Here is a 25681-nt window from a genome sequence, read left to right on the forward strand (position 1 = left end):
CGACACAGGGTGATCGAAAGGGTGCAGCCGGAGACCGGCGGCTGCCGTTGGCGCGAAGGGTCCCTGCATGCAGCCCAGCCGTCGGATACGCCCGCGCCGCGTGGCCGCCCTCGCGTCCGTGACCGTCCTGACCCTCGCGGTCAGCACCTCGGCCGGTACCGGACACCTCACCCCGGGCGCCATGACGGCGGCGGGCCCGGTCGCGCTCGCCCGCACCTCCGCACTCGGCTCCTGCATGATCAACGGCCCGCTGGACGTCCAGATGTCCGAGGGCATCCCCACCCCGGGCGGCTACTCCCGCTCCACCGGCACGGTCCACGCCCTGACCCTGATGGTCGACTTCTCCGACGCCCCCGGCGAGGGCACCGCCATGGACCGGTACCGCGAGTTCTTCCCCAAGACCCAGCAGTGGTTCGCCACCAGCTCCTACGGCCGCCTCGACTACCGCCCCGAGACCCCGGTCGACCACTGGCTCCGCATGCCCAAACCCTTCAGGTCCTACGGCATAGAGCGCGGCGCGCCCTTCGACCCCGGGTACCGGCAGCTCGTCCAGGACATCGTGGCCGCGGCCGACCCGACGGTGGACTTCCGCCAGTACGACCTCCTGAACGTCCTGGTCACCCCGAACGCGGGCCCCTCCGCCCTGGACACGGTCCTGTCGGTGACGTTCGCGGGCAACACGGAAGCCCCGGTGGCCGACGGCGTTCCGGTCTCGAACGCGTCCTTCGTCTACTCCCGCCAGGACGACGGCTCCGGCTCCTACGCCCAGACCGGCTACCGCGTCCTCCCGCACGAGAACGGCCATGTCTTCGGCCTGCCCGACCTCTACACCCAGGAGGGCGGGGGCGCGGTCGGCCACTGGGACATCATGAGCGAGGACTGGGGCGCCGACAACGACTTCCTCGGCTGGCACAAGTGGAAACTCGGCTGGCTGGATCCGTCCCAGGTCAACTGCGCGATGACCAGAGGCACTTCGGAGTACACCCTGACCCCGCTGGAACACCCGGGCACCGACGGCACCCGCCTGGTATTCGTCCCGCTCACCCGCCGCACGGGCTACGCCCTGGAGCTGCGCACCCGCGAGGGCAACGACGAGGCGGTGTGCCGCCCGGGCATCCTCATCTACAAGGTGGAGGCGGACGTGGACACGGGGATGGGCCCGGTGAAGGTCTACGACGCCCACCGTGACAGCGGCGGCTGCACCCGGAGCCCGAACGTGCAGGCCGAACTGTCCGACGCGCCGTTCACGGCGGGCGAGACCTTCGACGACCCGACGAGGGGGATCCGGATCGCGGTCACCGGGGCGGACGCGGCGGGGAACTACCGGGTGACGGTGACACGGAGGCGGTAGCCGTGCCGGGCGCGGGCTTACCGTAGGGCTGCCGAGACCGTCGTACCGGAGAATCGATGCCCGCAGAGACCACGCTGGACGATCGCACCGCCGCCGTGCCCGCCGAGGCGGTCGCGCCGTTGATCCGGGGGGTCGCGGTGGTGCGTCGACTGACCGAGGCGGGTGGGGTGTTGAGCCTCAGCGGGCTCGAACGGGCCACCGGGCTCGCGCGTTCCACGGTCGACCGGATCACCGCGACGCTCGCCCGCATGGGATACGTCCGTCTCGACGGCCGGGACGCGGTTCTCACCCCTCGGGTGATGGAACTGGGCAACGCCTATCTCGCCGCCCTGCGCCTGCCCTCCGTCCTGGACGCCCGCGCGGACGCCCTCGCCGACGAGCTGGACGAGTCGGTGTCGCTCGCGGTGGGCGACCGGGACGGCATCCGCTTCATCCACCAGGCCACCCGCCGCCGCGCGATGTCCCTCAGCTTCCGCATCGGCGACCTGCTCCCGGCCGAACGCACAGCGCCGGGACCGCTGTTCGCGACGGAGTGGACCGAACTGGAGTGGCGGCGCTGGCGGGAGCGGCGGGCGGCCGATCCGGAGGACCGGGGGTTTCCGGCCGTTCCCCAACGGTCGTCTCCCGGGCCCGACTTCGAGCGGTGGGCCGCACAAGTGCGGCAGGACGGCTGGGCGTTGGACGACCAGTTGATCGAACCGGGTCTGGTGGCGGTGTCCGTGCCCGTGCGGGACCCGCGTACCGGCAACATCGCGTGCGTGGCGAGCGTCGTGAGCCATACGAGCCGGCACACGGCGGAGGATCTGCGCAACTCCCTTCTGCCCAGGCTGCGTTCGGCGGTGCGGACGATGGAGGAGGACCTGGCGGCGGACCTGCGCGAGGCGCCGCGGGGCGAGTCCGTCGCCGCTCCCTCCGGGCTCGCGACCTGGACGGGGGCGTCCAAGCAGGAGCTCGGCCGGGAGTTCGTCGAGTCCCTGGCCCGCGGGCTGACGGTCCTGACGGCGTTCGGGGAGGGCCGCGCCGAACTGACCCTGACGGAGGTCGCCCAGGCGACGGGCCTGGCGCGGGCGACGGCCCGGAGAGCGCTGATCACGTATGAGCACCTGGGCCTGGTGGCCCCGTCGGGCGACCGCCGTTTCGCCCTCACACCCCGGGTCCTGTCCCTCGGCTTCCCGCCCCTCTCCCGGACGACGCTCCCCGAGCTGGCGCTCCCCCACCTCACCGCCCTCGCCTCCCGCATCCACGAGTCGGCGTCCCTCGCGATCCTCGTCGGTGACGAGATCCAGTACACGGCCCGGGTCGCCACGAGCCGGGTGATGAGCGTGAACATCGCGGTGGGGACGCGGTTCCCGGCGTACGCGACGGCACTGGGCCGGGTGCTGCTGGCCGACGCGCCGCCCAGAGAACACGAGTTGCGCCCCCTGACGCCCCGCACGCTGACCGACCCGGCGGCGCTGGCCGCGGCGCTGGAGACGGTCCGAGGGCAGGGATACGCCCTGGTCGACGAGGAGTTGGAGGCGGGGCTGCGTTCGATCGCCGTACCGGTCCGCGACCGTACGGGCCGGGTGGTGGCCGCGCTGAACACGGCCACCCATGTGACCGGCCGCACGGTCGCGGAGTACGTCCGGGACGTGCTGCCCGAGCTGACGGCGGCGGCGGGCGCGATCGAGGCGGACCTACGGGTGGCGGGCCGCTTCACGCGGGTGTCGGCGTCCTGAGCCCGATGCCCGTCCCCGCCTTGCCCTCCCCCACCGAACCGCCTCCCCGAATCCGCTACCCTGTCCTGGACCGCCTTCCGGGGCGATCCGTCCCGCCTTCGTAGCTCAGGGGATAGAGCACGGCTCTCCTAAAGCCGGTGTCGCAGGTTCGAATCCTGCCGAGGGCACAGCGAAACACCTGGTCAGGACCCCTTCCGTCTGGCGGACGGGAGGGGTTGCGGGTCAGTGGTCGGCGGTCAGTGTCCGAGGACCGTCACTGGTCGTGCAGGGTGTTCCGCAGCGTCCGCAGGCGTTCGTCCCAGGCGCAGATGATTCCGTGGAAGCTGCCCGCGCTTCGGCTACGAGCCGACTGCAACCGGGACTCCGCGAGGTGGAGCCACCCGCGTCGTCGTCCGCTCTCGGCCGGGAAGGGCGAGGCGGAGCCCGTGAGCTCCGCGGCCCACGTGATGGTCTGGCCACGCAGGAAAGCGGTGTCGACCTTCTCCTGACCGCTGAGCGCCGTCTCCATCACCCGGCGCCCGTCGAAGCAGTTGTAGGCACGCCAGGCGCTGCTGCGGGCCACGTCCAGATCATGTCCCGCGCTGAGGATGGAGCGCCGTAGGTAGAGGCTCCCCAAGGACTTCAGGACGTCCACGTCCGTGAAGTGCTCTTCCAGGAGGTCGTCCACCGCGAACGACTCCTGCGGGTCCATGGACTTCTCCCATTCTCCGGCGTCCGCGTGGTCACCCGCCTCGACGCCGGCATCGCCGGGCGTCTCCACGGCTGCCCAATTCCGGCGCTCGTTGAGATAGCGGCCCACATTGCCGACGTAGTCGTCGCCGATGAGCTCGGTGAACTTGGCGTCGGCCAGGTTCCAGTCCACCGGTCTGTCCAGTTCCAGGGCGATGCGCGCGGAGAGCAGGGAGACACGGTGGGCCTGCGAGTGGAGTCCGACCACCTCCCGCAGGTACTCCGAGGCCGTCCGCAGCGCGGACTCGCGTTCCTGGGCCGTCATCCCCTCCTGGTAGAGCACTTGGCTCAGCAGGCACTCGGAGGCGTCGACCAGACCGCGGCGGAAGCGGTCCCCGTCCCTCTCCTGCCGGGCGGCCTCGGCGTGCAGCCGGGCTGCCTCGCCGTACTCCCAGATGTAGCGGTGGTAGAACGCGCGGGCCCGCATGACGTCCAGGTTCCGCGGGAACAGCTTCTTGGCCTTGTTCAGCAGGTCCCAGACGGGTTTGTGATCGACTTCGCGTGGGTGCTTGCCGTAGATCGCGCTCCACCGCTGGTACTCACGCGTGACTCTGAAGCGGGCGTCGTACAGGGCCCAGGTCGGACCGTAGACCCGCTCGTGCGCCTGCAGCGTGTTCCAGCGCGCCCGGTTGACCTGGTCCGCCCGCACCTGTTCCGGAGAACGGCCGGTGTTCCAACTCGTGTGCGGTGCCAGCTCTTTCGCCGCGACCGGCAGGCTGCCCTCCCGCCGCCAGTCACTGTCCACGCACCACAGGTGCAGCAGCGCCATCGACTGGTTCCCATACCGCGTCTCCTCACGGCTGTCGAGCCAGCGGCGGATCTCCTCGACGGCCTTGGCGTGCTCCGGAAGCAGGGTCCGTCCGCGACCGCCCCCGAACCACTTCTGCATGGTGCGCAGCAGCCGGAGCCAGCTCTTGTACGTATGCGCGGAGGGGAACCCCTTCGCCGCCTTCCGCGCGTTCTGGACGCCGTGCTGGAGACTCTGCCGTGCCGCGGACTGCTCGTTGCGCTCTTGCTGGACGTAGGCGAGAAACGCGTACGCCTCCGCGAGTTCGATCATGTGGTCCGCGTCCATGTTGGTGACGGGCCCTTCCCCCGGGCCGGAGCCACCGTCCCAGGCCTGCAGGAGGACGAGAACCTCCCGGGCACCCGCGAACTGCAACTCCGAGTCGGCGTGCCGTGCGTGCACCTTGCGCAGGAAGCAGGCCGCCTCGCCGATCAGGGGCATCGCCCACTCGTGCCTGGGCCCCCAGACCACCTCCAGCGTGGACAGGGTCTCCTCGGCCAGGTTCAACCGCTCCTGGTCTTCTCGTTTTTCCTGCGCGTACGAGTACCCGCTCGCCAGGAGATTGCGTGTCCACTGCTGGAGGCGCTCGGGCATGTCGGCGGCCAGGAGGGTGTTTTCACGGGCGAGATCGTACGCCGAGGCCAGGGCGGCCCGCCGCTCGTCCGCGGTGGCCGCGGTCGCCAGACGCAGTCCCGCCATGCGGTAGCTGAGCCAGTTCCGGGTCTGGCGGGCCCGCGCGTCCGGAGCCGGAGGGAAGGTCTCCAGGAGCCGCTGACTCAGCTGGAGCGTGGCATCGGCGCCTGCTCTGTTGTCGGCCGCGATCTGAGCGGTGGCCGTGTTGAGGATCCAGGAGACCGACCAGAGCAGGTGGTTGAGACGGAAGTCGGTCCGGCCCTCGTTGTAGGCCATCAGGTGCCGCGTCAGCCGCTCACGGGCGGGGACGATCTGGGGAACCACACGAAGGCGGCGCGCCCCGTGGAAGCCGCACTGGTCGACCGCGCGCAGTACGTGCCAGGGCGCGACCTCGCCGTACGCCTCCAGAAGCGACACCGCGTACGCGAACACCTCAAGGAATGTCTTCCCCGCGTTCGCCTCCTGCGTGGAGGCACGGGAGGCCAGATTCAGACGCCCCGCCGCGGCGTACATCTCATCGATCCGTTCCCATGGCTGTACGGCGCCGCCACCGGCTTCCGCACCAGCTTCTCCACCGTCGGCTCCACCCTCCGCTGTCGCGGGCGTGACCCCATCGATCGTCTGCGCCACCGGGAGCAGGAGCGCCTCCGTGTACTGGCTGTTGACGTAGAGGCCGAGCCGGTAGCGCACCTGTGCCAGCACGTCGGGGACATGGCGGTCGAGCCATCCCGTCGCCCGGCGCAGCACCTCGATGACATGGGGAACGCCTTCCGACGCCCCGTCCGCCTCCCCGTCCGGCAGCACGGCGGACACCATCAGCCGAGCCGCGGTGGTGAGCCGCCGGTCGAGGTCGTCCAGGGTCGCGTCCGCCCCGCCTTCGGCGGCGCGTTGTACGGTACGCAGCAGGTCGGTCCTGAGCGCCTGTCTGCTGACCGGGCTGATCTCCAGACAGGGGGTGCGGCCGGCCGCGGGCGCCGGGTCGGCGGGCGGGCTCCAGGGAACGAGGACTCCCTCGTTCCAGAGCACCCGCAGCACGTCATGGGGCAGCCCGACACTCCGCAGAACGTCCACGGGGAGGGGCAGTTCGTCCAGGACTCCCCATAACGTGAGAACGGCGTGCCCTGTGGATCGTTCCGGCTTCTCCACGGTCGACCAGGCCCTTTCCAGTGCCCCAGCGATGGTCGGTTCGGCGGCCTCCAGAAGTGCCTGGTCGAACTCGTCGGGCGGGACCTCCCGCGCCGTCCCGGCGTCGGTGTGGAGTCCGGCGAGGAAGTTCTCGAAGCTGCTGCTGCGGTAGTGCCGGGAGACAAGGCGGACAGCGCGTTCAATGATCCCGGGGCGTTGCGTTATGTCGTCGTAGCCCACCAGTTCCAGCGCCTCGACGTCCATCACGAGGTTCTCGCCGGTGAGCCAGTCGCGGATGAGCCGTTGCGCGTCGGGCGTGGTCAGCGCGGGCACGTCGAAGGGCCGCCAGAATCCCCCGTCGATCTGGGACGAGTCAGTGGTCTCCACGATGACGGCGGCCCGCTTGAAGACATCCTGCTTGAGCAACTCATCGAGTTCCAGGCGGAGTTCGGTACGCGTGAGGTCTATGTGGGACGCCTTGATGACGAGGATCAGGCTTCTGCCCTTGACCTGGCGGGGCAGGACGAGGCCGAGGAGACTGTCCGTCCGGGGTTCGAGGGTCTCCGAGAGCTCGCTGTCGTCCAGGGTCTGGTGCAGTGCTCTGGCGATCGCCTCCAGCAGCGGGCTCTCAGCCGCCGAACTCGGTTCGATCTCCAGCACCACGGGCGGGAGCGGAAGCTGTTCCAACGAGTCGGCCTCGGCCACCAGCGCCGTGAGCAGCGCGGACTTGCCCACCTGCTCGCGGCCGGTCACCGGCAGAACCTTGCCCACATGGATGAGTCGGCGCGCATTGCCCAGCAGCGCCTCGCGGCCGAGGAAAGGGATCGGGAGCGGCAGCGGGTCGGGGCCCAGATACCGGACCTTCTCGGCCTGCGCCGGCGTCCGGGTGTCTCTCCTCGCCGCGGGACCCGACAGATCAGCGCCCTTGAAGGGTTTCTCGTAGCGTCGGTTCTTCACCCAGGGCAGATCGCCGACCGGGGATCCGTTGGTGACCGGCTTCGGATGGTTCTCGGCCCTGAGGAGACCGTCGACCCGCGTGAGGATCTGTGCCGGCGTCCAGAACTCCTGACCGGACTCGCCGCCCTGCGCGAGGCAGCTGATCAATGCCTTCCCGAAGGCCGTGAACTCATGGTCCTCGGGCGACTTGGCACTGCGGTTCGCTTCACACGCCGCGATGACATAGCAACCCTCGGGTGCCTCCCCCGCCACATACTGTTCCAAGGGCAGGTCGCCCATGGCCAGTCCGGCATGGCAGCAGTCGACCAGCGCGAGCTTGGTCCGCGCGCGTCCTTTGCCGACCTCCCTCATCAGGTGGCCGAATTCAAGCATCGAGCTCGGCATACCGGCCGTGGAGTGCAGAAGAGGCAGCAGCAGCTTCCCCTTCTCGTTCACGCCGTGACCCGCGAAGTAGAGAACGAAGCAGTCTTCCGCCGCCTCGGAATCCTCCTCGACGGCCTTGAGTATTTCCTCACGCGTCCATTCGTGCGCCTGGATCACTCGGCAGTGCGCATTGCTGATCCCCCACACGAAAGGATCACGCAGCCGGTCCTTGATCGCTTCGGCCGTGCGGACCACCGTGCCGAGATCGGCGAACGCGCTGTCACTGAACACGCCGGACGCGATGAAAACGGCTCGTGACTTCTGCGGGGTGGGCGGCTGGGTGCTCATGAACTCTCGAAGGTGCTGGGGAGTTCGCGAAGGATTGCCTCGGCGGTCTCGGCATCACGTGCCTCAATGGTGACCGTCCGGGTGCCGTCGGGGGCGTCCACGCGTTCGATACGCAGCACCGGCCTGTCCTCCGCCGGACGGGAGCCGGTCCTCGACCTCCAATAGTCGATGAGTGACTGCGCCAGTACGCCGATCAGCCCCGAGTCGATCGCGAATTGCAGGCTGTCCGCCAGCAGTCCCATGTCGCCCGGGCGGGTGGGTGCGTGCTCGCGCCGGATCCGCACGCTCCTCAGGGCGCGTTCAGACCGGAGCCAGTCCTCCAGTGCCCCCAACTCGTCCGCATCCGCGTCCGCCAGACGAAGTGTGATCTGCACGTGTCCCCCCAAGTCAAAAACGTGCCAAGCTCAGCAGGCTACCAAAGGCAAAGTGGGATACACACCGCTTCATATGCAGTCGATATCCACTCAGGTCACAGCACCGGCCAGGGAAAACATCCGGCCGGCGACAGCCTGGAGTCGGCTTTCCGCTTTTCACTTTCCGATCCCGGTGCGATCGGCCGGGCCGATTCCCTGGAGCGCGTGATCATCGACCTGCCCGTCGTGCGGGGTCCGGGGCGGGCGGAGTCCGGTCTGATCCTCCGGCACGACCTGGTGGGAGCCCTGAACAGGGCCGTCCACAAGCAGCGGGTCACGATCGTCTCGGCGCCGGCCGGCAGCGGGAAGACGTCACTGCTGTCCGCGTGGGCGAGCCGGCCGGCGCCGGAGTGCCGGGTCGCCTTCCTGACCGTCCGCCCCGGCCAGCGGGACACACAGCTCTTCCGGCTCGCCCTGCTGGGCGCGATCCGCACCGCGACGGATACCGGTCACCGCGACGATCCGCTCCCGCCCGTGACACCCGGCGCCGACGGCAGCGCCCTCATGGACACGGTGTTGTCCGAGCTGACGGTGTGGTCCGAGCCGGAGGAGTCCCGCGACCGCCGACGCGGCACTTCAGCTCACGGAGCTGCTGACCCGCCTGCCGTCCGGCGTCCGTACGGCCGTCGCCACCCGCCACGACCTGCCGCTGCGCCTGCACAGGCTCCGGCTGGCCGGCGACCTCGCCGAGATCCGGGCCGCCGAGCTGCGGTTCACCGAGGACGAGACGCGCCGGCTGCTGGCCGGCTCAGGGATCACCGTGCCCGGGCACGTCGCCGCGCTGCCGCATCGGCGGACCGAGGGCTGGGCGGCCGGGTTGCGGCTCGCTGTGCTGTCGCTGGCCGGGCACGCCGTCCCCCGGCACGGCACCTCGCACGCGGCCCTGGTCATCGACATCGTCGACACGGTCCGCGACCCCGGCCGGCGGTCCGGGACGACCACACCGGCCGCGCCGCCGGCCAGGGAACTCAGCCGAAGCGAACTCCGCGTCCTGCGCTGCCTCCCGACGAGCCTCACCCGCCGCGACATCGCGGGCGAACTCTCGGTCTCCCTGAACACCGTCGGCACCCACATCCGCCGCATCTCCTCGGCGGGAGGCTCGACCGGCCGACGCTCCCGTGCCCACGGACGAACATGGACGAACGCCGACCGCTGACGACGTCACGGCAGTCACCTCCCGCAACACGTCCGGACTCGCCGCCGGCCCAGTGACGGGACATCACTGGATCACGGTGATTCACCGGCCGGCCACCCGGCCCGCGGCTAGGGAACCTTCGCCGCGTCCACGGCCTCCGCCGCCCCCGCTCCCTCCGCCAGCGCCCGGTTCCGCCGCACGGAGGACCAGAACGACCACCCGATCAGTACGACGCCCACCAGCCCGGTGATGACCTCGTTGATCTGGTACTGGATGGTCACCATCAGGATCACGGCCAGGGCGCCGATCGCGTAGTGCGCGCCGTGCTCCAGGTAGACGTAGTCGTCGAGCGTGCCCTGGCGGACCAGGTACACCGTCAGCGAGCGGACGTACATCGCGCCGATGCCCAGCCCCAGTGCCATCAGCACGATGTCGTTGGTGATCGCGAACGCGCCGATCACGCCGTCGAAGGAGAAGGAGGCGTCGAGGACTTCGAGGTACAGGAACATGAAGAACGCGGCCTGGCCGGCGAGGACGACCGCCGAGCGGCCGCTCTCCTGCTCCCGTTCCTCCTCCGCCTCCAACCGGTCCTCGAAGAAGCCCGAGAGGCCGCCGACGATCATGTACGTGATCAGACCGGAGATGCCCGAGATCAGGACCGTCTGGGCCTTGTCCGCGTGGGCGCCGCCGTGTTGGTGGGCGTGGGTCGCGAAGGTCATCGAGGTGATCAGGAGGACGATCAGGGCGATGCAGACGGACAGCATGTCGACCTTGCCGAGTTTGGCCAGGGGGCGTTCCAGCCAGCCGAGCCACTTGATGTCCCGGTCCTCGAAGATGAAGTCGAGGAAGATCATCAGCAGGAACATGCCGCCGAAGGCCGCGATCGCCGGGTGGGCGTCGGTGACCAGCTGTTCGTAGCGGTCCTTGTCGGTCAGGGCCAGGTTGACCGCGTCGAAGGGATTCTTCTTCGCCGTGACCGCGACGATCACCACCGGGAAGGCGAGCCGCATCCCGAAGACCGCGATCAGGACGCCCACCGTGAGGAAGATCTTCTGCCAGAAGGCCGACATCTTCTTCAGGATCCCGGCGTTGACCACCGCGTTGTCGAAGGACAGCGAGATCTCCAGGACGGCCAGGATCGCGATGACGCCGAACGCCGTCCAGCCGCCGTACCAGACTCCCAGGGCCAGGCCGAGCGCGGTGACCGCGAACGACCAGCGGAAGGTCTTCAGAAGCACGGGTTGCCCCTTCCTTTTGTCGCGCGGTCGCCCGCGGGCCGGGCACAACAGCCCTGACCATCATCGGCGTTGTCTACCACGAGCGCCTGTCGTACGGGTGACGGGGCAGGCCCCGGGAGCGCGGAAGGGGCCCCCGACCTTCCCGGTCCAGGGCCCCCGAGCCGACGTGTTGCCGCATCGTCACTTCTTCAGTGGCACCTTGCCCGTCGTGCGCAGCGTGCCCACCGTCTTGAGGAGGCGGTCGGCCGGGTCGCGCAGGGACGGGTGGGCCAGGACCGTGTTGCGCAGGCCGCGGACCGGGCGGCGCCAGAGGCGGTGGGCCGCCGCGACCGGGTGCGGGCGGGTGGCGAAGCCCTCGCCGACGCGCAGTTCGCGGGTCTTGAGCCAGTCCTTCCACTCCTTGTCGCCGCGCCCCAGGTCCATCAGGCGTACGCCGTGCCGCCCGGCCTCCTCGGCCATCCGCAGATGCATGATCAACCCCGGTGAGTAGTACCGGAGTTCGGGGTCGTACGCCGTGAACCAGGCGGCGAACAGCGTGCGGGACGTCGGGCCGAAGTGGGCGGCGACGGGGCGGTCACCGGCGTAGAGGACCGACAGGACGCCGGTGAAGTGTTCCTCGCGGACGCGGAACAGGTGGTCCACCAGGTCGACGATCCACGGGCGCGCGAAGCGGTCCATGCGGCCGGTCCTGCGGTACTGGGCCGACTTCCAGCGCATCAGCGTGTGCAGCACCTCGGGGTCGCGGTCGTCGTAGACGAAGCGCGTCTCGCCGAGGTCGCGGCCGAGGCGACGTTCCTTCTTCAGGGTCGTCTTGGCGATGCCCGGGTACGCGCCGCGCAGCCACTCGGGGTAGGGGATCTCGCCGTCGCCGTCCTTGAGGTCGATGACCGGGGACGCGAAGGTGCCGGTGACGTACCTCCCGAACGGCTGCTGTTCCTCGACGAGATGGTCGAACTCGAAGACCGACAGCCCGCAGACGCGCAGGAGTTGCTGGACGTCCCAGGTGACACCGGGCCGGTGCACCAGGCCCTGGCAGTCGGAGAGGCCGAGGCCGATCGCCCGGCCGACACCGACGGGGTTGCGCTCGTACGGGAGGAAGCCGACCGGTTCCCCGCCCTCGTGCAGCACCGCCACCTGCGCGCCGCCGCGATGACGGCCGACGCCGTCCGCGAACTCCGGTGCCAGGAAAGGGTTCGCGTAGTCCGGCGACTCGTCCATCGCCTTGTGCCAGGCCTGGCGGAGCGTGGTGGTGAGCTCCTCCGGTCTGTGGATCGTGATGTCCGCCTTGCCGGCGGATCGCATGGATCGCATGGGCGACCGTCCCCCCACATTTCCCCCACGACGCGTCGTCCGCGTCCTGCCTACGTATCCCAAGGTACGACGAGACACGAACAGTTCGGCAGGGCCCAAACGTCGCGAAACAGTACGGACGCTGTCAAGAATGCCTGTGCTCACGGAAAGGTACGGATCACCCTCCCCCGGTACAGCCGCCCCGGAACGTCGGTGAACCGCAGGTCCAGGCCGGCCCCGTCACGCTCCGCGTGCAGGTGGAGGTGCGGCTCGGTCGTGTTGCCGGAATTGCCTGTCTCTCCTACGAGTTGACCCACGCGCACCACGTCCCCCAGGCTCACCGTCAGTGAACCGGGCCGCAGATGGGCCAGCTTGACGATCCCCCGCCCGGTGTCGATGAACACGTGGTTCCCGTAAGGGGGTTGGTACCGGGCACGCCCGCCCGGCCGCGTGTACGGGTGCCGTAGCGGCCCAGGCCCACCAGGTCGACCGCGCCTCTCTGTTCGGGTATCCGGGCGTGATGGTTGAGAGGCTGCCCGCGAGCCCCAACACGCCGTTCCCCAGGCTGGGACGCGCGTTGAGAAGGGCCGAGGAGGGGGTGGGGGGCTGAGGTCGTATGCGGGGAGCCGGTGGGTGGGGGCTGGTCGCGCAGTTCCCCGCGCCCCTGGGGGTTGGGGTGGGCGGGGTGGGAGCGGGGTGGGAGCGGGGTGGGAGCGGGGTGGGAGCCTGTGCCGGGTTGGGGGTCAACGGGCTCCCTCCGCGTGCCTGACGATGCGATGACCGGCGCAGGGAAGGCGACGGGGCGCCCGGCGCGGTTCTTAGCCGCGCGGCCGGGTGCCCCAACGCCCCGGCCCCTTACGCCATTTGGGCCTCCGGGATCTCCCCCCGCGTCTGTCGGCCCAGCAGTGCGAGAGTCAGTGTCACCGCTACCGATGCCACGGCCATCAGGGTCATCGCCGTTGCCGGGGAGGTGAGTTGGGCGACCGTGCCCGCGAGGGCCGCGCCCACGCCCTGCATCGTGAGCATGCCCGCGGAGCGCAACCCCAGGGCGTGGCCCGCGAGTTCGTCGGGGGTGAGTTCCATCAGGCGTTCCTGGAGGACGAGGCTCGCGCCGTAGCCGATGGAGGCCGCACAGACCGTCATCGCCGACCAGGGCATGCCGGGGTGGAGGGCGAAGAGCAGGTACGGGGTGGCCAGGAGGAGGCGGAGGGGGATGTCCAGGCGGGCGCGGAGGGTGGGTGGGGTGAAGCGGCCGAGGGTGAGGTCGCCTACGAACATGCCCAGGGCCGCGCTCGCGAACAGGACGCCCGCGGAACCGGAGTCGTAGGAGACGTAGAGGGACTCGCAGCCGACGATCAGGCCGTTGGGGACCCACATGCCCAGGTAGGTGAGGCGGCGGGGGCGGGAGGACCACGGGAGGGCGTTCGTGCGCCAGGTCGCGGCGATGGACGGGCGGCCCGCCGTGCGGGGTGGGCGGGCGGTCAGGCCCAGGCGGAGGACCAGGGCCGTCGTCGCGTACAGCGCCGCCGCGAGGAGGAGACAGACGCGGGGAGAGAGCAGGGCCAGGAGGGCTCCGCCGGTCGCGAAGCCTGTCACCTGCATCAGGCCCGAGGCCATGTTGAAGACCGAACGGCCCAGCAGATAGCCGTTCTTGGGCAGGATCTCGTTCAGCAGGCCGCCGCTCACCCCGCCGCCCAGGGAGGCGATCAGGCCCTGGAGGAACACGACGGCGAAGATCGCGCCGATCGGCAGACCGGGGAGCGCCAGCAGGACCGTACAGACGGCGAAGGCGGTGTTGATGCCGGTCAGGGTGACCCGCGGGGGCAGGCGGTCGGCGCCCGAGAGGAAGAAGGTCGCGCCGAGCATCTGGGCGAGCTGCGGGCCGAACATGCTCACGGCGGACAGTAAGGGGGACGCCGTCGCCTTGTAGACGAGGGTGGCGAGCGCCAGGCCGCTGATCGTGAGGGCCGCGTTCTGGGCGGCGAAGGAGAAGAAGAACGGGGTGTACTCGGGGGTGCGGAAGAGCTCGCGGTAGCTGCGCATGGGCGGAGTCTGCGGGGTGTCGGTGGGGGGTCCTATTCTTTCGCGCGGACGCGAAACACGGGGGTGGGCGGATGGGGTTGTGGCAGCTCAACGCGGACACCCTCGCGCGGAGCCGGTTCGTGCTGTCGTCGTTCGCGGAGACCTTCGCCGCGCTGAGACTGCTGCACGCGGGGGTGGGCGCGCACCCCGGTGAGGTGGTGTGGCTGCGGGATCATCTGCCGGACTACCAGGGGCTGTTGGCGGCCGATCCGGTCACCGGAGCGCTGGTGCGGGCCGCGCTCGGGCGGTCCTGGATCGCCGACTTCTTCTGTCCGACCCAGACGGACCGGGAGTCGTTCGCCGAGACCGTCGCCCGGGTGCGGGAGACCCGGCCGAAGGACGCCCGGGCCAACCTCCGTGTCTCGCTCGCCGGACCGCTCCCCGCCGCCCTGGAACGCGACGACCTGCCCGAGCGGGCGGCCCGGCTCCTGGAGTACGTCTGGGAGGAGACCGTACGGCCGTACTGGGCGCGGCGACGGCGGGTGCTGGAGGCGGACGTGGTCGCCCGGACCGCGCAGGTGAGCCAGGGCGGCTGGGCGGCCGTGCTGGACACCTTGTCGCCGGGGCGGACGCGGTGGCTCGGGGAGAGCCGGCTGCAGATCAACCTGCACGAGAACCCGCCGCGGGAGATCTCCGGCGCGGAGCTGCTCCTCATGCCCGTCACGCCGAAGGGCGGGTGGGTGTCCTGGGAGGAGCCGGACCGGTACGCCATCGTGTACCCGTGCGCGGGCGTCCTCGCCGACCATGGTGGGCGGCCCGTGCCCGCGAGCCTGGGGGCGCTGCTGGGCCCCTCGCGGGCGGCCGTGCTGACGCTGCTCGGGTCACCGATGAGCACCAGCCAGCTGACCGCCGTGACCGGGCAGGCGCTGGGTTCGGTGGGGCGGCATCTGCGGGTGCTGCTGGACGCGGGGCTCGTGGAGCGTCGGCGGGCGGGGCGGTCGGTGCTGTACTCGCGGACGGCGGCGGGGGAGGTCGTGGTGAAGGCGGCGGGGCTGTAGACCGCCTGTGGACGCGGAGGGGCATGGGCCGCTCGCGAGAACGACATTTACCGGAGTTAGCATCCGGTTATGACGACTACAGAGAACACGGGTCCCCTCGGTGTCGAGATCGGGTCGCTCACGGGCGGCTCGGCGGACCTCTCGCAGTACGCGGGCAAGGCCGTCCTCGTCGTGAACGTGGCCTCCAAGTGCGGGCTGACCCCCCAGTACACGGGCCTTGAGCGGCTCCAGGAGCGGTACGCGGCACAGGGCTTCACCGTGCTGGGCGTGCCCTGCAACCAGTTCCTCGGGCAGGAGCCCGGCAGCGCCGAGGAGATCGCCGAGTTCTGCTCGGCGACGTACGGCGTGACCTTCCCGCTGACCGAGAAGGTCGAGGTCAACGGGGACGGCCGGCACGAGCTGTACGACCGCCTCGTCGGCTTCGCGGACGGCGAGGGCCACACCGGTGACATCCGCTGGAACTTCGAGAAGTTCCTGATCGGCCGCGACGGCACGGTGCTCGCCCGCTTCTCCCCGCAGACCGAGCCGGAGTCGGCGGAGGTCGTGGCGGCGGTGGAGACGGCCGTCGCATAACCGCCGCTGTTGACCTTGCCCCTGGGGCAGGGCTGAGCGTCCTTCTCGCCGGGCGGACAGGAACCGCCCGGTGACGGAGGATGGCTGAGATGGACGACGACGACCTGCTGACCATCGGGGCGTTCGCGGCCAGGGCGCGGCTTTCGGCCAAGGCGCTGCGGCTGTACGACCGGCTCGGGCTGCTGGCCCCGGCTCACGTCGACGAGGTCAGCGGTTACCGCTACTACCGCGCCGACCAGGTCGAGCGGGCCCGACTCGTGGCGCTGCTACGGCAGTTGGACATGCCGTTGGCCCGGATCGCCGAGGTGGTCGAGGCCGACGGGGCGGACTCCGCCGATCTCCTCGCCGCGTACTGGGCGGACGTGGAGACCCGGGTCGCCGGGCAGCGCACGCTCGCCGAGTACCTCCGTGCACGCCTTTCGGGGAGGAGCTCCGAGATGTACGGACAGTTCGTGGTCGAGACGGTCGAGGTACCGGAACAGGTGCTGATCACCGAGACCCGGCACACCCTCGCGGACGAGTTGCCGGCCTGGATCCCCGCCTCGCTGGGGCGACTTGAGGCGGCGGCGGAGGAGTGCGGGGGCGTGAGTGCGGCGCCGTTCGTCGTCTACCACGCCGAGGTGTCGACGGAGAGCGACGGCCCGGCCGAGGCCTGCGTACCGGTCGCGGACGAGGCGGCCGCGCGGGCGTGGGCGGCGCGGCAGGGGCGGGCCCGGCAGACGTCGGTACGGGTGGAGCCGGCGCGGACACTGGCCTACACCCGGATCACCAAGGCGCAGGTGGCGCATCCGCAGATCCTGGCCGCGTTCGAGGCGGTGGAGCAGTGGGTCGCCGGGCGGGGGCTGCGGTACGCCGGGCCGTGTCGCGAGGTGTACTTCGCGGAGTGGGGGGCGGCGGGGCCCGGGGACCCGGTCTGCGATGTGGCGTTTCCGGTGGAGTCCCCGGTGGAGTGAGACGCCGGTGGAGTGAGACGCCGGCCGGAGTACGCGCCGGCCGGCGTACGGCGCCGGGCACAAGCCGAGCCCCCTCGGCCAGGACGGCGGGCCGGTCGAGAGGGCTCTTCCTGAAATGCTTGTACTGCTTGTACTGCTTGTACTGCTTGTACTGCTTGTACTGCTTGTGCTGCTTGTGCTGCCTGTGTTGCTCGTACTGCTTGCGCTGCTCGCACTGCATGTCGTGCATGAACTGCACTGTGCTGCTTATGGAGTTGTGAAAGGTGAACCAGCCGCATCAGTGAAGGTCGTGCGCCCCCCGCGCGACATCTGCCACGAAGGCGTTCCACGAGTCGGCGGGGAAGGCCAGCGCCGGACCCCCGTCGACCTTGGAGTCCCGTACGGCCATGGCCGCGAGAACCGGTGACTTGATCTCGACGCATGCGCCGTTCCCGGTGGAGTACGAGGACTTGGTCCACTTGTCCGTGGCGCCCTGACGAATTGCCATTTTTGCTCCGGTTATGCCAGTTGATGAGTTGCTGTCACCGCGCGTCACGTCCGACCACGAGCGCATCGGACGTACAACACGGTTTGCGCCAAAGCCTGTTGCTCGATGGCGTGATCGACGCTACTCGCCAACATCGGCGGGCGAAGCGGCCATTCACTCGACCGGGTGGCATATACCCCTGGTGCTTCCATTCCGACCGGCGGAAGGTGTACTCTGCGGCACCTTCCGCCAACGGGGCCCCTCAGCGCGCGTATTCCTTCGCGATGTCCGCGATGAACTGACGGGACTGGTCCACGTTCAGGGCCTGCGCCCTCAAGTGCTCATACATCACGCTGTACTTCTGGACGTCGTTCGCCTTCTCCAGGTACAGGTCGCTGGTGACGCCCTCGATGTAGACGACGCTGGAGTCCGCCGCGTCGGGGAACTCCAGGATCGCGTACTGCCCGTTGAGCCCCGGATGGGCACCCATGTCGAACGGGATCACCTGCACGGTCACGTGCGGCAGCTGGGACTGCTCGACGAGATGCTCCAACTGGTCCCGCATCAAAGAGCGGTTGCCCACCACGCGGCGCACAGCGGACTCGTCCATCACGGTCCACAGCCGCAGCGGGTTCTCCGGCGCGGAGATCCGCTCCTGCCGGCGCAGCCGCACCTGGACGCGCTTCTCGACATCGGCCAGCGCGGTCTCGGGCAACGCCCCGGTGATCAGCGCCTCGGCGTACTGCCGGGTCTGCAGCAGGCCGGGGACGACCTGGGGATCGTAGACGCGCAGGCTCGCCGCGTCCGTCTCCAGTCCGATGTAGACGCTGTACGGGATGTCGCCGAAGGAGTGCCACCAGCCTTGCTGGCGTGAGTCCTTGGCCATCTGCATGAGCGAGTCGACGATACGGACGTCCTCGACCTCGTAGACCCCGCACAGGTCGCGGACGTCGCGCTGGCTGATGCTGCGCCGGCCGTTCTCCAGCCGGCTGATCTTCGACTGCGACACCAGCAACCGCTCGGCGACTTCTTCGGCCGTCATGCCCTTGAGCTCCCGGAGTCGACGCAACTCCTGGCCCAACCGGCGTCTCCTGACGGTGGGATTGACACTTGACGCCACGGGAACGTGCACCTCCGGCTGCATGCCTCTACTTGCCACTGCTGACTGCTACGTGCTGCTCACTGCTTGCCACGCGCTTGCCACTTTGCGTATCTGCTGTTGAGCAGACTGCCACCAAGGTGGTTTCTACCGCTGGGAAACGGTGGATATGCGGCAGGTACGAGCCAGGTTCGGGTTGCCCGAGGCGTCCGCGAAGGCGTCCGTAGATGCGGCCGAGCGGGGTGGAGAGACGTTACGTCTACTCCACCCCGCTCGGACCAGCGGCTCCCGAACCGGGTCTTGGGGACTGCGGTGCGGCGTGTACTGCGGTCGTGCGGTGGTGCGTTGGTGCGGCCATACGTCGGTGCCGGTCGTGCGGTGTGCCTCCGCGGTGTGCCTGGCGTGTGCCGTGGGACTGCGGCTCAGTGAGCCACGGCGCGCGCCATGGTGCCGCGGTGCGGCTGCATCGGAACACCACGAGCCGGTTCCGGTGGCCTTGATCCGGGCGCGGCCTGACGGCCGGCCGGGGCCGGGCTGCGGCGTGGCTGTGCCGCCACTCCGTTCTGGACGTCCATCACGGCGTGCGCCACGAGTCCGCCCATGGGGTCGTGCCTGATCAGGTCCCGCAGCCGGGAGCGGGACGAACGTCCCTCATTGCCCGGATACAGGTGTTTGCCGAGACCGACCGCGTGCGCCAGTGCGGCGAGCGCGGCTGTCCGCGGGTCCGGTGGCACACCGGTGCGGATCGCGGAATCCAGCCGGGCCCTGATCTCCCGGCTGATGTCGTTGTCCGTCGCTTGGTAGCGAGTCGTCGGCAGCACCCCGCACATCTGTCCCGCCACGGCATGCACCATGCCGCACCGCTCGAGATGCGAGAGGTAGGTCTGGCGAAGTCCCAGTCGGGGCCCGCCAATCCAGTTCACCGCGCGTACAGGAGCGCCACGCCTTCGCAGCAACTCCAACGCGCAGTCCAAAGTCGGATCTCCGGTCGGCCGTGGTACCACCACGGCGATACGATCCCCGTCTGGGGCTATCCGTCCGGCCAGCGCCAGCTCCACTAGCTGTGCTCCGGCCAGACCGAGGTCGAGCGACTGCGGCTGTGCAGTGGTACCCGTGGCCGGGTCCAATGCCAGCAGCAGAAGCTCTTCCGGAAGTGTTCTGCGGCTCCTGCCCATCCATGCCTCCCCGCGTGGATGAATGACAGGGTGACCCCTCTCACATTGGTCTGTCGAGGGTGCGTGACCGCTTCGTAGTGGAACCGGTAGGTATGTCGTTCTCGTCTACCGGTGGGGTTAAGCCCGCACACAGGACACTGGTACATGGTTCGGACAGCGGTGTTGATGCGTTGTCCGGACTGCGGGTAAGAGATTTCCCAGCCGACATCCAGCTGACTTCCAGCTGATTTTTCGGCTGTTTCTGTAGCTAACTCGGTTATCTCGGTCGGTTCGGTTGACGCACGCGGCGCGTGCGGCGCATGGAGGAGGCATCGGTGGCGGGCGAGTCCCCCGACAGGTCGAAGAAGCGCGAGTCGTCGGCAGAACCGACGCCGGGGAGCGCGAGTCCGGTTCCTGAGGCACGGGGTGAGCGCGATCCCCGGTTGGCGGTGGCCCGCGAGGACGCGGTGTCCGCGTCCTCGGCTCAGCGTGGGGGTGTGGACACGGCGACGAAGATCTTCTCGATCAGGGAGCTGCGGTCACCGGAGACGGCCGAGGCGGAGGCGGAGTCCGGCGGGTCCGATGACGCCGGTGCCGACGAAGCCTCCGAGGACGCCGATACGCAGAACCCTTCCGCCAAGGGCGGGTCGAGTGGGTCGGGCGGGTCGGGTGGCTCCGAGGGCGATGCGCGGCTGCGGGCGGCTGTGGCGGCCTGGGTGACGTCGGGGTCGGCCGGGGAGCGGCCGACCGGGACGGAAGCCTCCGGCGGCGAGACGGCTGACGTGCCTGAGAGCGCGGAGGACGCCGCCGCTACGGCCGACAGCTCCGCCGACGCCTCCAAGGACGCGGAGACGCCCGCTGAGGGCCTGGAGACCGGGGACGCCGAGGATGCGGGGGACACGGGGGAAGCTTCCGCCGCCGACGCCTCCAAGGACGCTGAGACCGCCCAGGACGCCGACGCGGGCGAGCGGGCCGAGGGTGCGGGTGCCGGGCTGGCTGACGCCCCCGAGGACGACGAGACACCCGATTCGGCTGACGCCGGGGATGACGAAGCACGCGATTCGGCTGACGCCGGGGGCGAGTCCGCCGGCGGCGACGAGGTGACCGCGGGCGAGCGGGGCGTTGCCGCTGCCGCGGAGGACGACGCCGACGCCGAGGACGCTTCCAAGGCGGCCGGGGCTCCCGCGGCCGCAGGAGCCGACGAGGCCAACGCGGATGCTGACGCGCAGCCGGAGGCCACCGAGACCGCTTCGGGCGAGACCACCGAAGCCGAGGCGGACGAGGCCCAGGCCGACACGGCCCCGGAGCCCGCCGAAGGCAACACGTCCCCCCAGGCGACCGGAACGAAGCTGGACGACCGCCCGGGGTCCGCCGAAGACGAGGCGCCCACCGACGCGACCGGATCGAAAACCGCCGATCGTCCGGGGTCCGCCGAAGGCAGCACGTCCTCCGACGCAGCCGGACCGAAGACCGAAGACCGTCCGAAGTCAGCCGAAGACGAGGCGCCCACCGACGCGACGCCCCCGAAGACCGGCAGCGACCGGGAAGCCGGCGAAGGCGACACGGACGCGGCCCCCCCGACGACCGGCACCGGCCCCGAAGACGCCGCCCCCTCCGACGCACAACCGCAAGCCGCCGGTGACGAGAAGGCCCCCGCAGGGCCACCCGCAGCCGACGACGAGACCCGCACGGGCGGTGCGGGTGGGAACACGAAGGCGGCCGAGGGCGGAGCCGAGGCCGTCGATCACCCCACCGCCGTCTTCAAGGCCCCACGACCCCCCAAGCCCCAGGTCGACCAGCCCACCACCATGCTCAAGCTGGGCGGAGCCACAAAGACCCCCCAGCCCTCCAAGACCCCCGAGACCCCCGCCGAGCGCACCAGCAAGTTCGTCGCCCTCAAGCCCCTCGACGAGCCCCGCACGCCCCGCAGGGACACCCCCCGCCCGGACGCCACCCGCCCCGTCCCCCAGGTCGGCCCCGAGCACACCACCCAGCAACCGCTCCCCCGAAGCCCCCGCTGGACCTCCTCGCCGAACTGACCAACACCCCGCCGCCCCCGGAAACCCCGGTCCGCACAGCGATCCGCAGGGTCAAGATCTGGACCCCGCTGGTCATCCTCCTGGCGATCGTGTTTGCAGTAGTACAGGCCCTACGACCTCTCCCCACCCCCTCCCTCGCCCTCACCGCCGACGACTCGTACACGTTCGCCGGCAGCAAGGCGAACCTCCCGTGGCCCAGCGAGGGCCAGGGCTGGATGGACGTCAACGGCATCGGCACGATGGGCAACTTCGGCAAGCAGACCCCGGTCGCGATCGGGTCGGTAGCCAAGGCGATGACCGCGTACATCGTCCTCAAGGACCACCCGCTGAAGGCGGGCGCGGAGGGCGAGAAGATCACCGTCGACGCCACCGCCGAGAAGGAGGGCGGCTACGACAAGGACGGCGAGTCCACGCTCAACACCGTGAAGGCCGGCGACGTCCTCACCGAGAAGCAGGCCCTCTCGGCGATCATGATCCCCTCGGCGAACAACATCGCGCGCCTGCTGGCCCGTTGGGACGCGGGCAGCGAGGCGGCGTTCATCAAGAAGATGAACGACACCGCGAAGTCACTGGGGATGACGAACACGACGTACACCGACGCCTCCGGCCTCAAGGAGACCACCGTCTCCTCCGCCGAGGACCAGGTGAAGCTCGGCAACCAACTGGTCAAGATCCAGGCGCTGATGGACATCACCAAGCTGCCGAGCTGGGTCGACCCGTCCGGCAAGAAGTGGACCAACTACAACCGCCTGGTGCCGTACAACAACTCGCTCGGCATCAAGACCGGCACCACCACCGCGGCCGGCGGCAACCTGCTGTTCGCCGCCACCAAGGAGGTCGGCGGTGAGACGGCCGTCGTCGTCGGCGCGATCCTCGGCCAGCACACCGCGCCGATCATCGACACGGTCAACGCGGTCAGCAAGACGGCGATGCTCGCGGCGCAGGACGCGATGACCTCGGCGAAGATCCTGAAGAAGGGGACCGTGGTCGGGTACGTCGACGACCAGCTCGGCGGTCACACCCCGGTCGTCGTCACCAAGGACGTCGCGGCCGTCGGCTGGGCGGGCCTGAAGGTGAAGCTGTCCTTCGCCCCCGACGCCGTACCGCACACCGCGAAGGCCGGCACCAAGGTGGGCACGCTCACCGTGGGCGACGGTTCGAGCGGCGCCGTCAAGGTGCCGGTCGCCCTCCAGAAGGATCTCGCCGAACCGGCCTTGACGGCCAAGCTGACCCGCCTCGGCTGACCCACGAGGCGATGCACGTCACCGCGCACGTCACCGCGTCCCGCCGGCGGGCCCCCACCCGGGAGCCCGTCGGCGGGACGCGTGCTAGCGTCGCGAATCGGGGCACGTCGCCGGTCGAGCGGACGCGGCGTCGAACAGGCCGGGAACGGGACGGAACGCGGCCGGGAACAGAAGACGGGACACGGGGAGTGCCTTCAGGTGGCCACAGCGGAGCCGACACGCGCCGACGATGCCGATCCGGGCCCGGTAGCCGGCCCGCGAATACGCGTGCCCGCGCACACCGCGACAGACAGGACGGATGACGCGGCAGCAGGCGCCCCCCACACGGACGACGGCGGAACCCGTGAGAACGACACCCGCCTGACGCGGTTCGTCGACCGTCTCCGCGCCCCCTTCCTCCGCCACCCGGTGATCGGCTTCACGCTCCTCTCCGGCGTCCTCCACGTCGTCTGGTTCTTCACGTTCGCGAACAGTGGCGGCGACCTCGCCGCACAGGACGCCTGGGCGGAGTTCGTCGGCCGCCACCCGGACTCGGCGTACAACCTCGCCTGGTACGGCGGCATGCACCCGGTGTCGTACAGCGTCGTCTCGCCGTATCTGATGTCGGTGCTCGGTGTCCGTACGACGATGATGATCGCCGGGACGATCTCGGCGGGCCTGCTCACCATGATCCTGATCCGCAGCCGCGCGGTGCGGAACCCGCTGTGGGCCTCGCTCGCGGGTGTCTTCGCGCTGCTGTGCAACGCGGCGTCGGGCCGCGTGACGTACGGCCTCGGCCTGGTCTTCGGGCTCGGCGCGGTGGCCGTGGTCTTCTGCTGGCCCTACCGCTGGCGCTACAAACGCTGGGCGAAGGCCCTGTGCGCGGCCCCGCTGGCGGCGCTCGCGACCATGTCGTCGCCGGTGGCCGGACTGTTCGTGGGCCTGGTCGCCGTAGCCCTGTTCCTGCAGAAGCGACGCCCCGGCGCGTGGGCTCTCGGCCTCGCGCCCGCGGCCGTGGTGGCCGTGTCCGCGTGGCTGTTCCCGTTCTCCGGTACGCAGCCGATGCTGTTCGGCTCGATGATCCTGCCGCTGACCACCGGGGTCGTGGTCTATTTCCTGGTGCCGCGCGCGTGGACGACCGTACGGATCACGGCGGCCGTGTACAGCATCGGCGTCATCCTCGTCTGGCTGGTCAGTTCGCAGATCGGCTCGAACATAAGCCGGCTGGCGATGCTGTTCGGGGGCGTGGCGTTGATCGCCGCGCTGCCGTTCGCGGTGCCGCGCTCGCGCAAGTGGTACGTGATCGCGCTGGCCTTCGTCGGCTTCAACGGCTGGATCGGCTTCAAGTCGGTCGACGACGTCATCAACACCGCCCCGGCCGCGTCCTGGTCGCACGAACTCGCGCCGCTCGTCAACGAACTCCAGACGGTCGGCGCCGAGCGCGGCCGCGTCGAGGTCGTCCCGGCCGCGTCCCACATCGAGGCCTCCGCGCTCGCGCCCTACGTCAACCTGGCCCGCGGCTGGAACCGCCAGGCCGACATGGAGCGCAACCCCCTCTTCTACGACGACACCCTCAACTCGGCGAACTACCACGAGTGGCTCCAGCGCTGGGCCGTCCACTACGTCGTGCTGCCGAAGGACAAGCTGGACGGCGACGGCGGCGAGCGCGAACGGGCCCTGGTCCAGCGCGGGATGCCGTATCTGAAGCAGGTCTGGGGCGACACGAACTGGCAGCTGTTCCAGGTCACCGACCCGACCCCGCTCGCCGAGCCGAACTCGGTCGTGGACCGGGCGGAGCAGGGCGAGTTGACCATCGAGGTGAAGAAGAAGGGCCGGATCCTCATCCGCATCCCGTACTCGCCGTGGCTGAGCATCGTCGACGCGAAGGGCAAGAGCCTCAAGCCCCCGCAGGAGACCGACGCGTCCAAGCACCGCGCCGAGGGCACGCCGAAGACGTACGACAACCTCAACGGCTGCCTGATGGAGACGGAGGAGGACTCCAAGGGCGACAAGTGGACGATGTTGCTCGCGCCGAAGACGGGAACGTACCGGCTGGCGGCGCCCTACCAGTTGCCCCGAGGTACTCCGTGCCCGGATGAACTGAAGTAGACGAACCGAAGCAGCAGTCAGCGGAGCTGGTCCACGTACCTGTCCGTGCCCGGCACCGTCGGGATGAAGGGCGCCACCAACTCCACGCGCCCCAGGCCGGATTCGGCCACCGGCGTCTCGAGATCCGCGAAGTACTCCTCCCAGCACTCCCGGGGATCCGCCTCCAGGAACCACAGCAACGTGAGCCGGGTGTCGACCCCCTCGACCTGCTTGACGTAGGTCATGCGGTCGCCCGGCAGCGGGGTCGGCCGGAAGACGGTCACCATCGCGGCCGGTGACCCGGCGAGCCGCTTCGGCAGGTGCCTGGACCGGAGCCACTCCAGCAACTCGGCCCGCTGGTCCGCCGATTCACTGTCCACGACCTCCAACACCAGCCCGGCGTAAGGGTGGTCGAGGGCGTGGAAGTCCCTCGGCCCGGCCGCGCCGTCCCGGTACACGGTCGCCTCGTGGTCCTGGAACGCCGTGAAGACGTGCGTACGGTCCTGGTACACCCGCCCGTCCCGGTTGAGCCGTTTGTTGATGCCGACGGTCCACTTCATGTGGTCGTCGTAGCGGCCCTCGGTGACCCAGTACGTGGAGAGGTAGCAGCCGGCGGTGACGGGCTCGGCGATGGCCGACTTCTCGGGCCGGCGCAGGAGTTGGAGGTCGCGGGTGGCGACCCAGCGGCGGCCGGCGTACATCCAGGGCATGGCCATCGCGCCCGCGTAGTAGTGGTCGTCCTCGTACCAGCGGTTGTAGGCGTACTCGTGGCCGGGACGCGGTTCGACCATGGTGATCAGCGCATGCCCCGGCCGGACTCCGTACGGTCCTACGGCGGCCAGTTCGGCGTACACGTCGCTCCGGGTTTCCTCGCTCACGTCGCTCCCCTTCCGTCCTCCGCCGGTCGCCCATACTCTGA

16 protein-coding genes, 1 tRNA gene and 2 pseudogenes are annotated in these 25681 nt (G+C 70.0%); 9 read left to right on the top strand and 10 right to left on the bottom strand.

What is annotated here, in order from left to right; genetic code table 11:
- Nucleotides 1–67 precede the first annotated feature (67 nt).
- From R2B38_RS16545 to R2B38_RS16555, 3 genes are all read left to right on the top strand, one after another.
- Nucleotides 68–1351, top strand: coding sequence for a M6 family metalloprotease domain-containing protein (locus R2B38_RS16545; protein ID WP_318016919.1), 1284 nt, complete (start codon nucleotides 68–70; stop codon nucleotides 1349–1351).
- A 56-nt stretch (nucleotides 1352–1407) separates the two neighbouring features.
- Nucleotides 1408–3069, top strand: a complete 1662-nt coding sequence (locus R2B38_RS16550) for an IclR family transcriptional regulator C-terminal domain-containing protein (protein ID WP_318016920.1) — start codon at nucleotides 1408–1410, stop codon at nucleotides 3067–3069.
- 94 nt (nucleotides 3070–3163) lie between these two features.
- Nucleotides 3164–3236, top strand: a tRNA-Arg gene (locus R2B38_RS16555).
- Between the two features lie 86 nt (nucleotides 3237–3322).
- On the opposite strand, the gene R2B38_RS16560 is transcribed toward R2B38_RS16555, so the two are convergent.
- Nucleotides 3323–8011 carry a caspase family protein gene (locus tag R2B38_RS16560; RefSeq protein WP_318016921.1) on the bottom strand — a complete coding sequence of 1563 codons (4689 nt, stop codon included), beginning with the start codon at nucleotides 8009–8011 and terminating at the stop codon, nucleotides 3323–3325.
- The gene (locus tag R2B38_RS16565; RefSeq protein ID WP_318016922.1) at nucleotides 8008–8385 is read right to left on the bottom strand and encodes an effector-associated constant component EACC1; all 378 of its coding nucleotides are present in this window, start codon (nucleotides 8383–8385) and stop codon (nucleotides 8008–8010) included. The genes R2B38_RS16560 and R2B38_RS16565 overlap by 4 nt, the downstream gene beginning before the upstream one ends.
- A 799-nt stretch (nucleotides 8386–9184) precedes the next feature.
- Between R2B38_RS16565 and R2B38_RS16570 the strand changes: the two genes are divergently transcribed.
- The gene (locus R2B38_RS16570; protein WP_318016923.1) at nucleotides 9185–9580 is read left to right on the top strand and encodes a helix-turn-helix transcriptional regulator; all 396 of its coding nucleotides are present in this window, start codon (nucleotides 9185–9187) and stop codon (nucleotides 9578–9580) included.
- Nucleotides 9581–9687: 107 nt separating this feature from the next.
- On the opposite strand, the gene R2B38_RS16575 is transcribed toward R2B38_RS16570, so the two are convergent.
- From R2B38_RS16575 to R2B38_RS16590, 4 genes and pseudogenes are all read right to left on the bottom strand, one after another.
- On the bottom strand, nucleotides 9688–10797 hold the full coding sequence (locus R2B38_RS16575) for a DUF475 domain-containing protein (protein WP_318016924.1): 1110 nt from the start codon (nucleotides 10795–10797) through the stop codon (nucleotides 9688–9690).
- Between the two features lie 180 nt (nucleotides 10798–10977).
- Nucleotides 10978–12099, bottom strand: coding sequence for a GNAT family N-acetyltransferase (locus tag R2B38_RS16580; RefSeq protein ID WP_411978570.1), 1122 nt, complete (start codon nucleotides 12097–12099; stop codon nucleotides 10978–10980).
- 149 nt (nucleotides 12100–12248) lie between these two features.
- Nucleotides 12249–12506: pseudogene (locus tag R2B38_RS16585) on the bottom strand (M23 family metallopeptidase); the annotation flags it as partial.
- A gap of 436 nt (nucleotides 12507–12942) precedes the next feature.
- Nucleotides 12943–14130, bottom strand: coding sequence for an MFS transporter (locus tag R2B38_RS16590; RefSeq protein WP_318016926.1), 1188 nt, complete (start codon nucleotides 14128–14130; stop codon nucleotides 12943–12945).
- Nucleotides 14131–14201: 71 nt separating this feature from the next.
- On the opposite strand from R2B38_RS16590, the gene R2B38_RS16595 reads away from it, so the two are divergent.
- From R2B38_RS16595 to R2B38_RS16605, 3 genes are all read left to right on the top strand, one after another.
- Nucleotides 14202–15167 (top strand): winged helix-turn-helix domain-containing protein, encoded by a 966-nt coding sequence (locus R2B38_RS16595; protein ID WP_318016927.1) that lies wholly within the window; start codon nucleotides 14202–14204, stop codon nucleotides 15165–15167.
- A gap of 69 nt (nucleotides 15168–15236) precedes the next feature.
- The gene (locus R2B38_RS16600) at nucleotides 15237–15740 is read left to right on the top strand and encodes a glutathione peroxidase (protein WP_033287308.1); all 504 of its coding nucleotides are present in this window, start codon (nucleotides 15237–15239) and stop codon (nucleotides 15738–15740) included.
- A gap of 80 nt (nucleotides 15741–15820) precedes the next feature.
- Nucleotides 15821–16693 (top strand): MerR family transcriptional regulator, encoded by an 873-nt coding sequence (locus R2B38_RS16605; protein ID WP_318016928.1) that lies wholly within the window; start codon nucleotides 15821–15823, stop codon nucleotides 16691–16693.
- A 277-nt stretch (nucleotides 16694–16970) separates the two neighbouring features.
- Here R2B38_RS16605 and R2B38_RS16610 read toward each other — a convergent pair whose 3' ends face one another.
- The 3 genes from R2B38_RS16610 to R2B38_RS16620 form a co-directional block, all read right to left on the bottom strand.
- A complete protein-coding gene (locus R2B38_RS16610; protein WP_033287310.1) occupies nucleotides 16971–17180 on the bottom strand; it encodes a DUF397 domain-containing protein in 210 nt (69 codons plus the stop codon).
- Nucleotides 17181–17421: 241 nt separating this feature from the next.
- Nucleotides 17422–18279, bottom strand: a complete 858-nt coding sequence (locus R2B38_RS16615; RefSeq protein WP_033287311.1) for a helix-turn-helix domain-containing protein — start codon at nucleotides 18277–18279, stop codon at nucleotides 17422–17424.
- 401 nt (nucleotides 18280–18680) lie between these two features.
- On the bottom strand, nucleotides 18681–19433 hold the full coding sequence (locus R2B38_RS16620; protein ID WP_318016929.1) for a GOLPH3/VPS74 family protein: 753 nt from the start codon (nucleotides 19431–19433) through the stop codon (nucleotides 18681–18683).
- Nucleotides 19434–19747: 314 nt separating this feature from the next.
- On the opposite strand from R2B38_RS16620, the pseudogene R2B38_RS16625 reads away from it, so the two are divergent.
- Nucleotides 19748–22695: pseudogene (locus R2B38_RS16625) on the top strand (D-alanyl-D-alanine carboxypeptidase).
- 198 nt (nucleotides 22696–22893) lie between these two features.
- Nucleotides 22894–24783, top strand: a complete 1890-nt coding sequence (locus R2B38_RS16630) for an MFS transporter (protein ID WP_318016930.1) — start codon at nucleotides 22894–22896, stop codon at nucleotides 24781–24783.
- 17 nt (nucleotides 24784–24800) lie between these two features.
- On the opposite strand, the gene R2B38_RS16635 is transcribed toward R2B38_RS16630, so the two are convergent.
- Nucleotides 24801–25640 (bottom strand): hypothetical protein, encoded by an 840-nt coding sequence (locus R2B38_RS16635; protein ID WP_318016931.1) that lies wholly within the window; start codon nucleotides 25638–25640, stop codon nucleotides 24801–24803.
- Nucleotides 25641–25681 lie beyond the last annotated feature (41 nt).

Source organism: Streptomyces sp. N50, assembly GCF_033335955.1.
In the GTDB taxonomy this organism is placed as follows: domain Bacteria; phylum Actinomycetota; class Actinomycetes; order Streptomycetales; family Streptomycetaceae; genus Streptomyces.

Coding starts and splice junctions, on each gene's coding strand:
- R2B38_RS16600 (WP_033287308.1), top strand. CDS start 15,237: ATGACGACTACAGAGAACACGGGTCCCCTCGGTGTCGAGATCGGGTCG.
- R2B38_RS16545 (WP_318016919.1), top strand. CDS start 68: ATGCAGCCCAGCCGTCGGATACGCCCGCGCCGCGTGGCCGCCCTCGCG.
- R2B38_RS16595 (WP_318016927.1), top strand. CDS start 14,202: ATGGGGTTGTGGCAGCTCAACGCGGACACCCTCGCGCGGAGCCGGTTC.
- R2B38_RS16605 (WP_318016928.1), top strand. CDS start 15,821: ATGGCTGAGATGGACGACGACGACCTGCTGACCATCGGGGCGTTCGCG.
- R2B38_RS16560 (WP_318016921.1), bottom strand. CDS start 8,011: ATGAGCACCCAGCCGCCCACCCCGCAGAAGTCACGAGCCGTTTTCATC.
- R2B38_RS16580 (WP_411978570.1), bottom strand. CDS start 12,099: ATGCGATCCGCCGGCAAGGCGGACATCACGATCCACAGACCGGAGGAG.
- R2B38_RS16620 (WP_318016929.1), bottom strand. CDS start 19,433: ATGGGCAGGAGCCGCAGAACACTTCCGGAAGAGCTTCTGCTGCTGGCA.
- R2B38_RS16610 (WP_033287310.1), bottom strand. CDS start 17,180: ATGGCAATTCGTCAGGGCGCCACGGACAAGTGGACCAAGTCCTCGTAC.
- R2B38_RS16550 (WP_318016920.1), top strand. CDS start 1,408: ATGCCCGCAGAGACCACGCTGGACGATCGCACCGCCGCCGTGCCCGCC.
- R2B38_RS16590 (WP_318016926.1), bottom strand. CDS start 14,130: ATGCGCAGCTACCGCGAGCTCTTCCGCACCCCCGAGTACACCCCGTTC.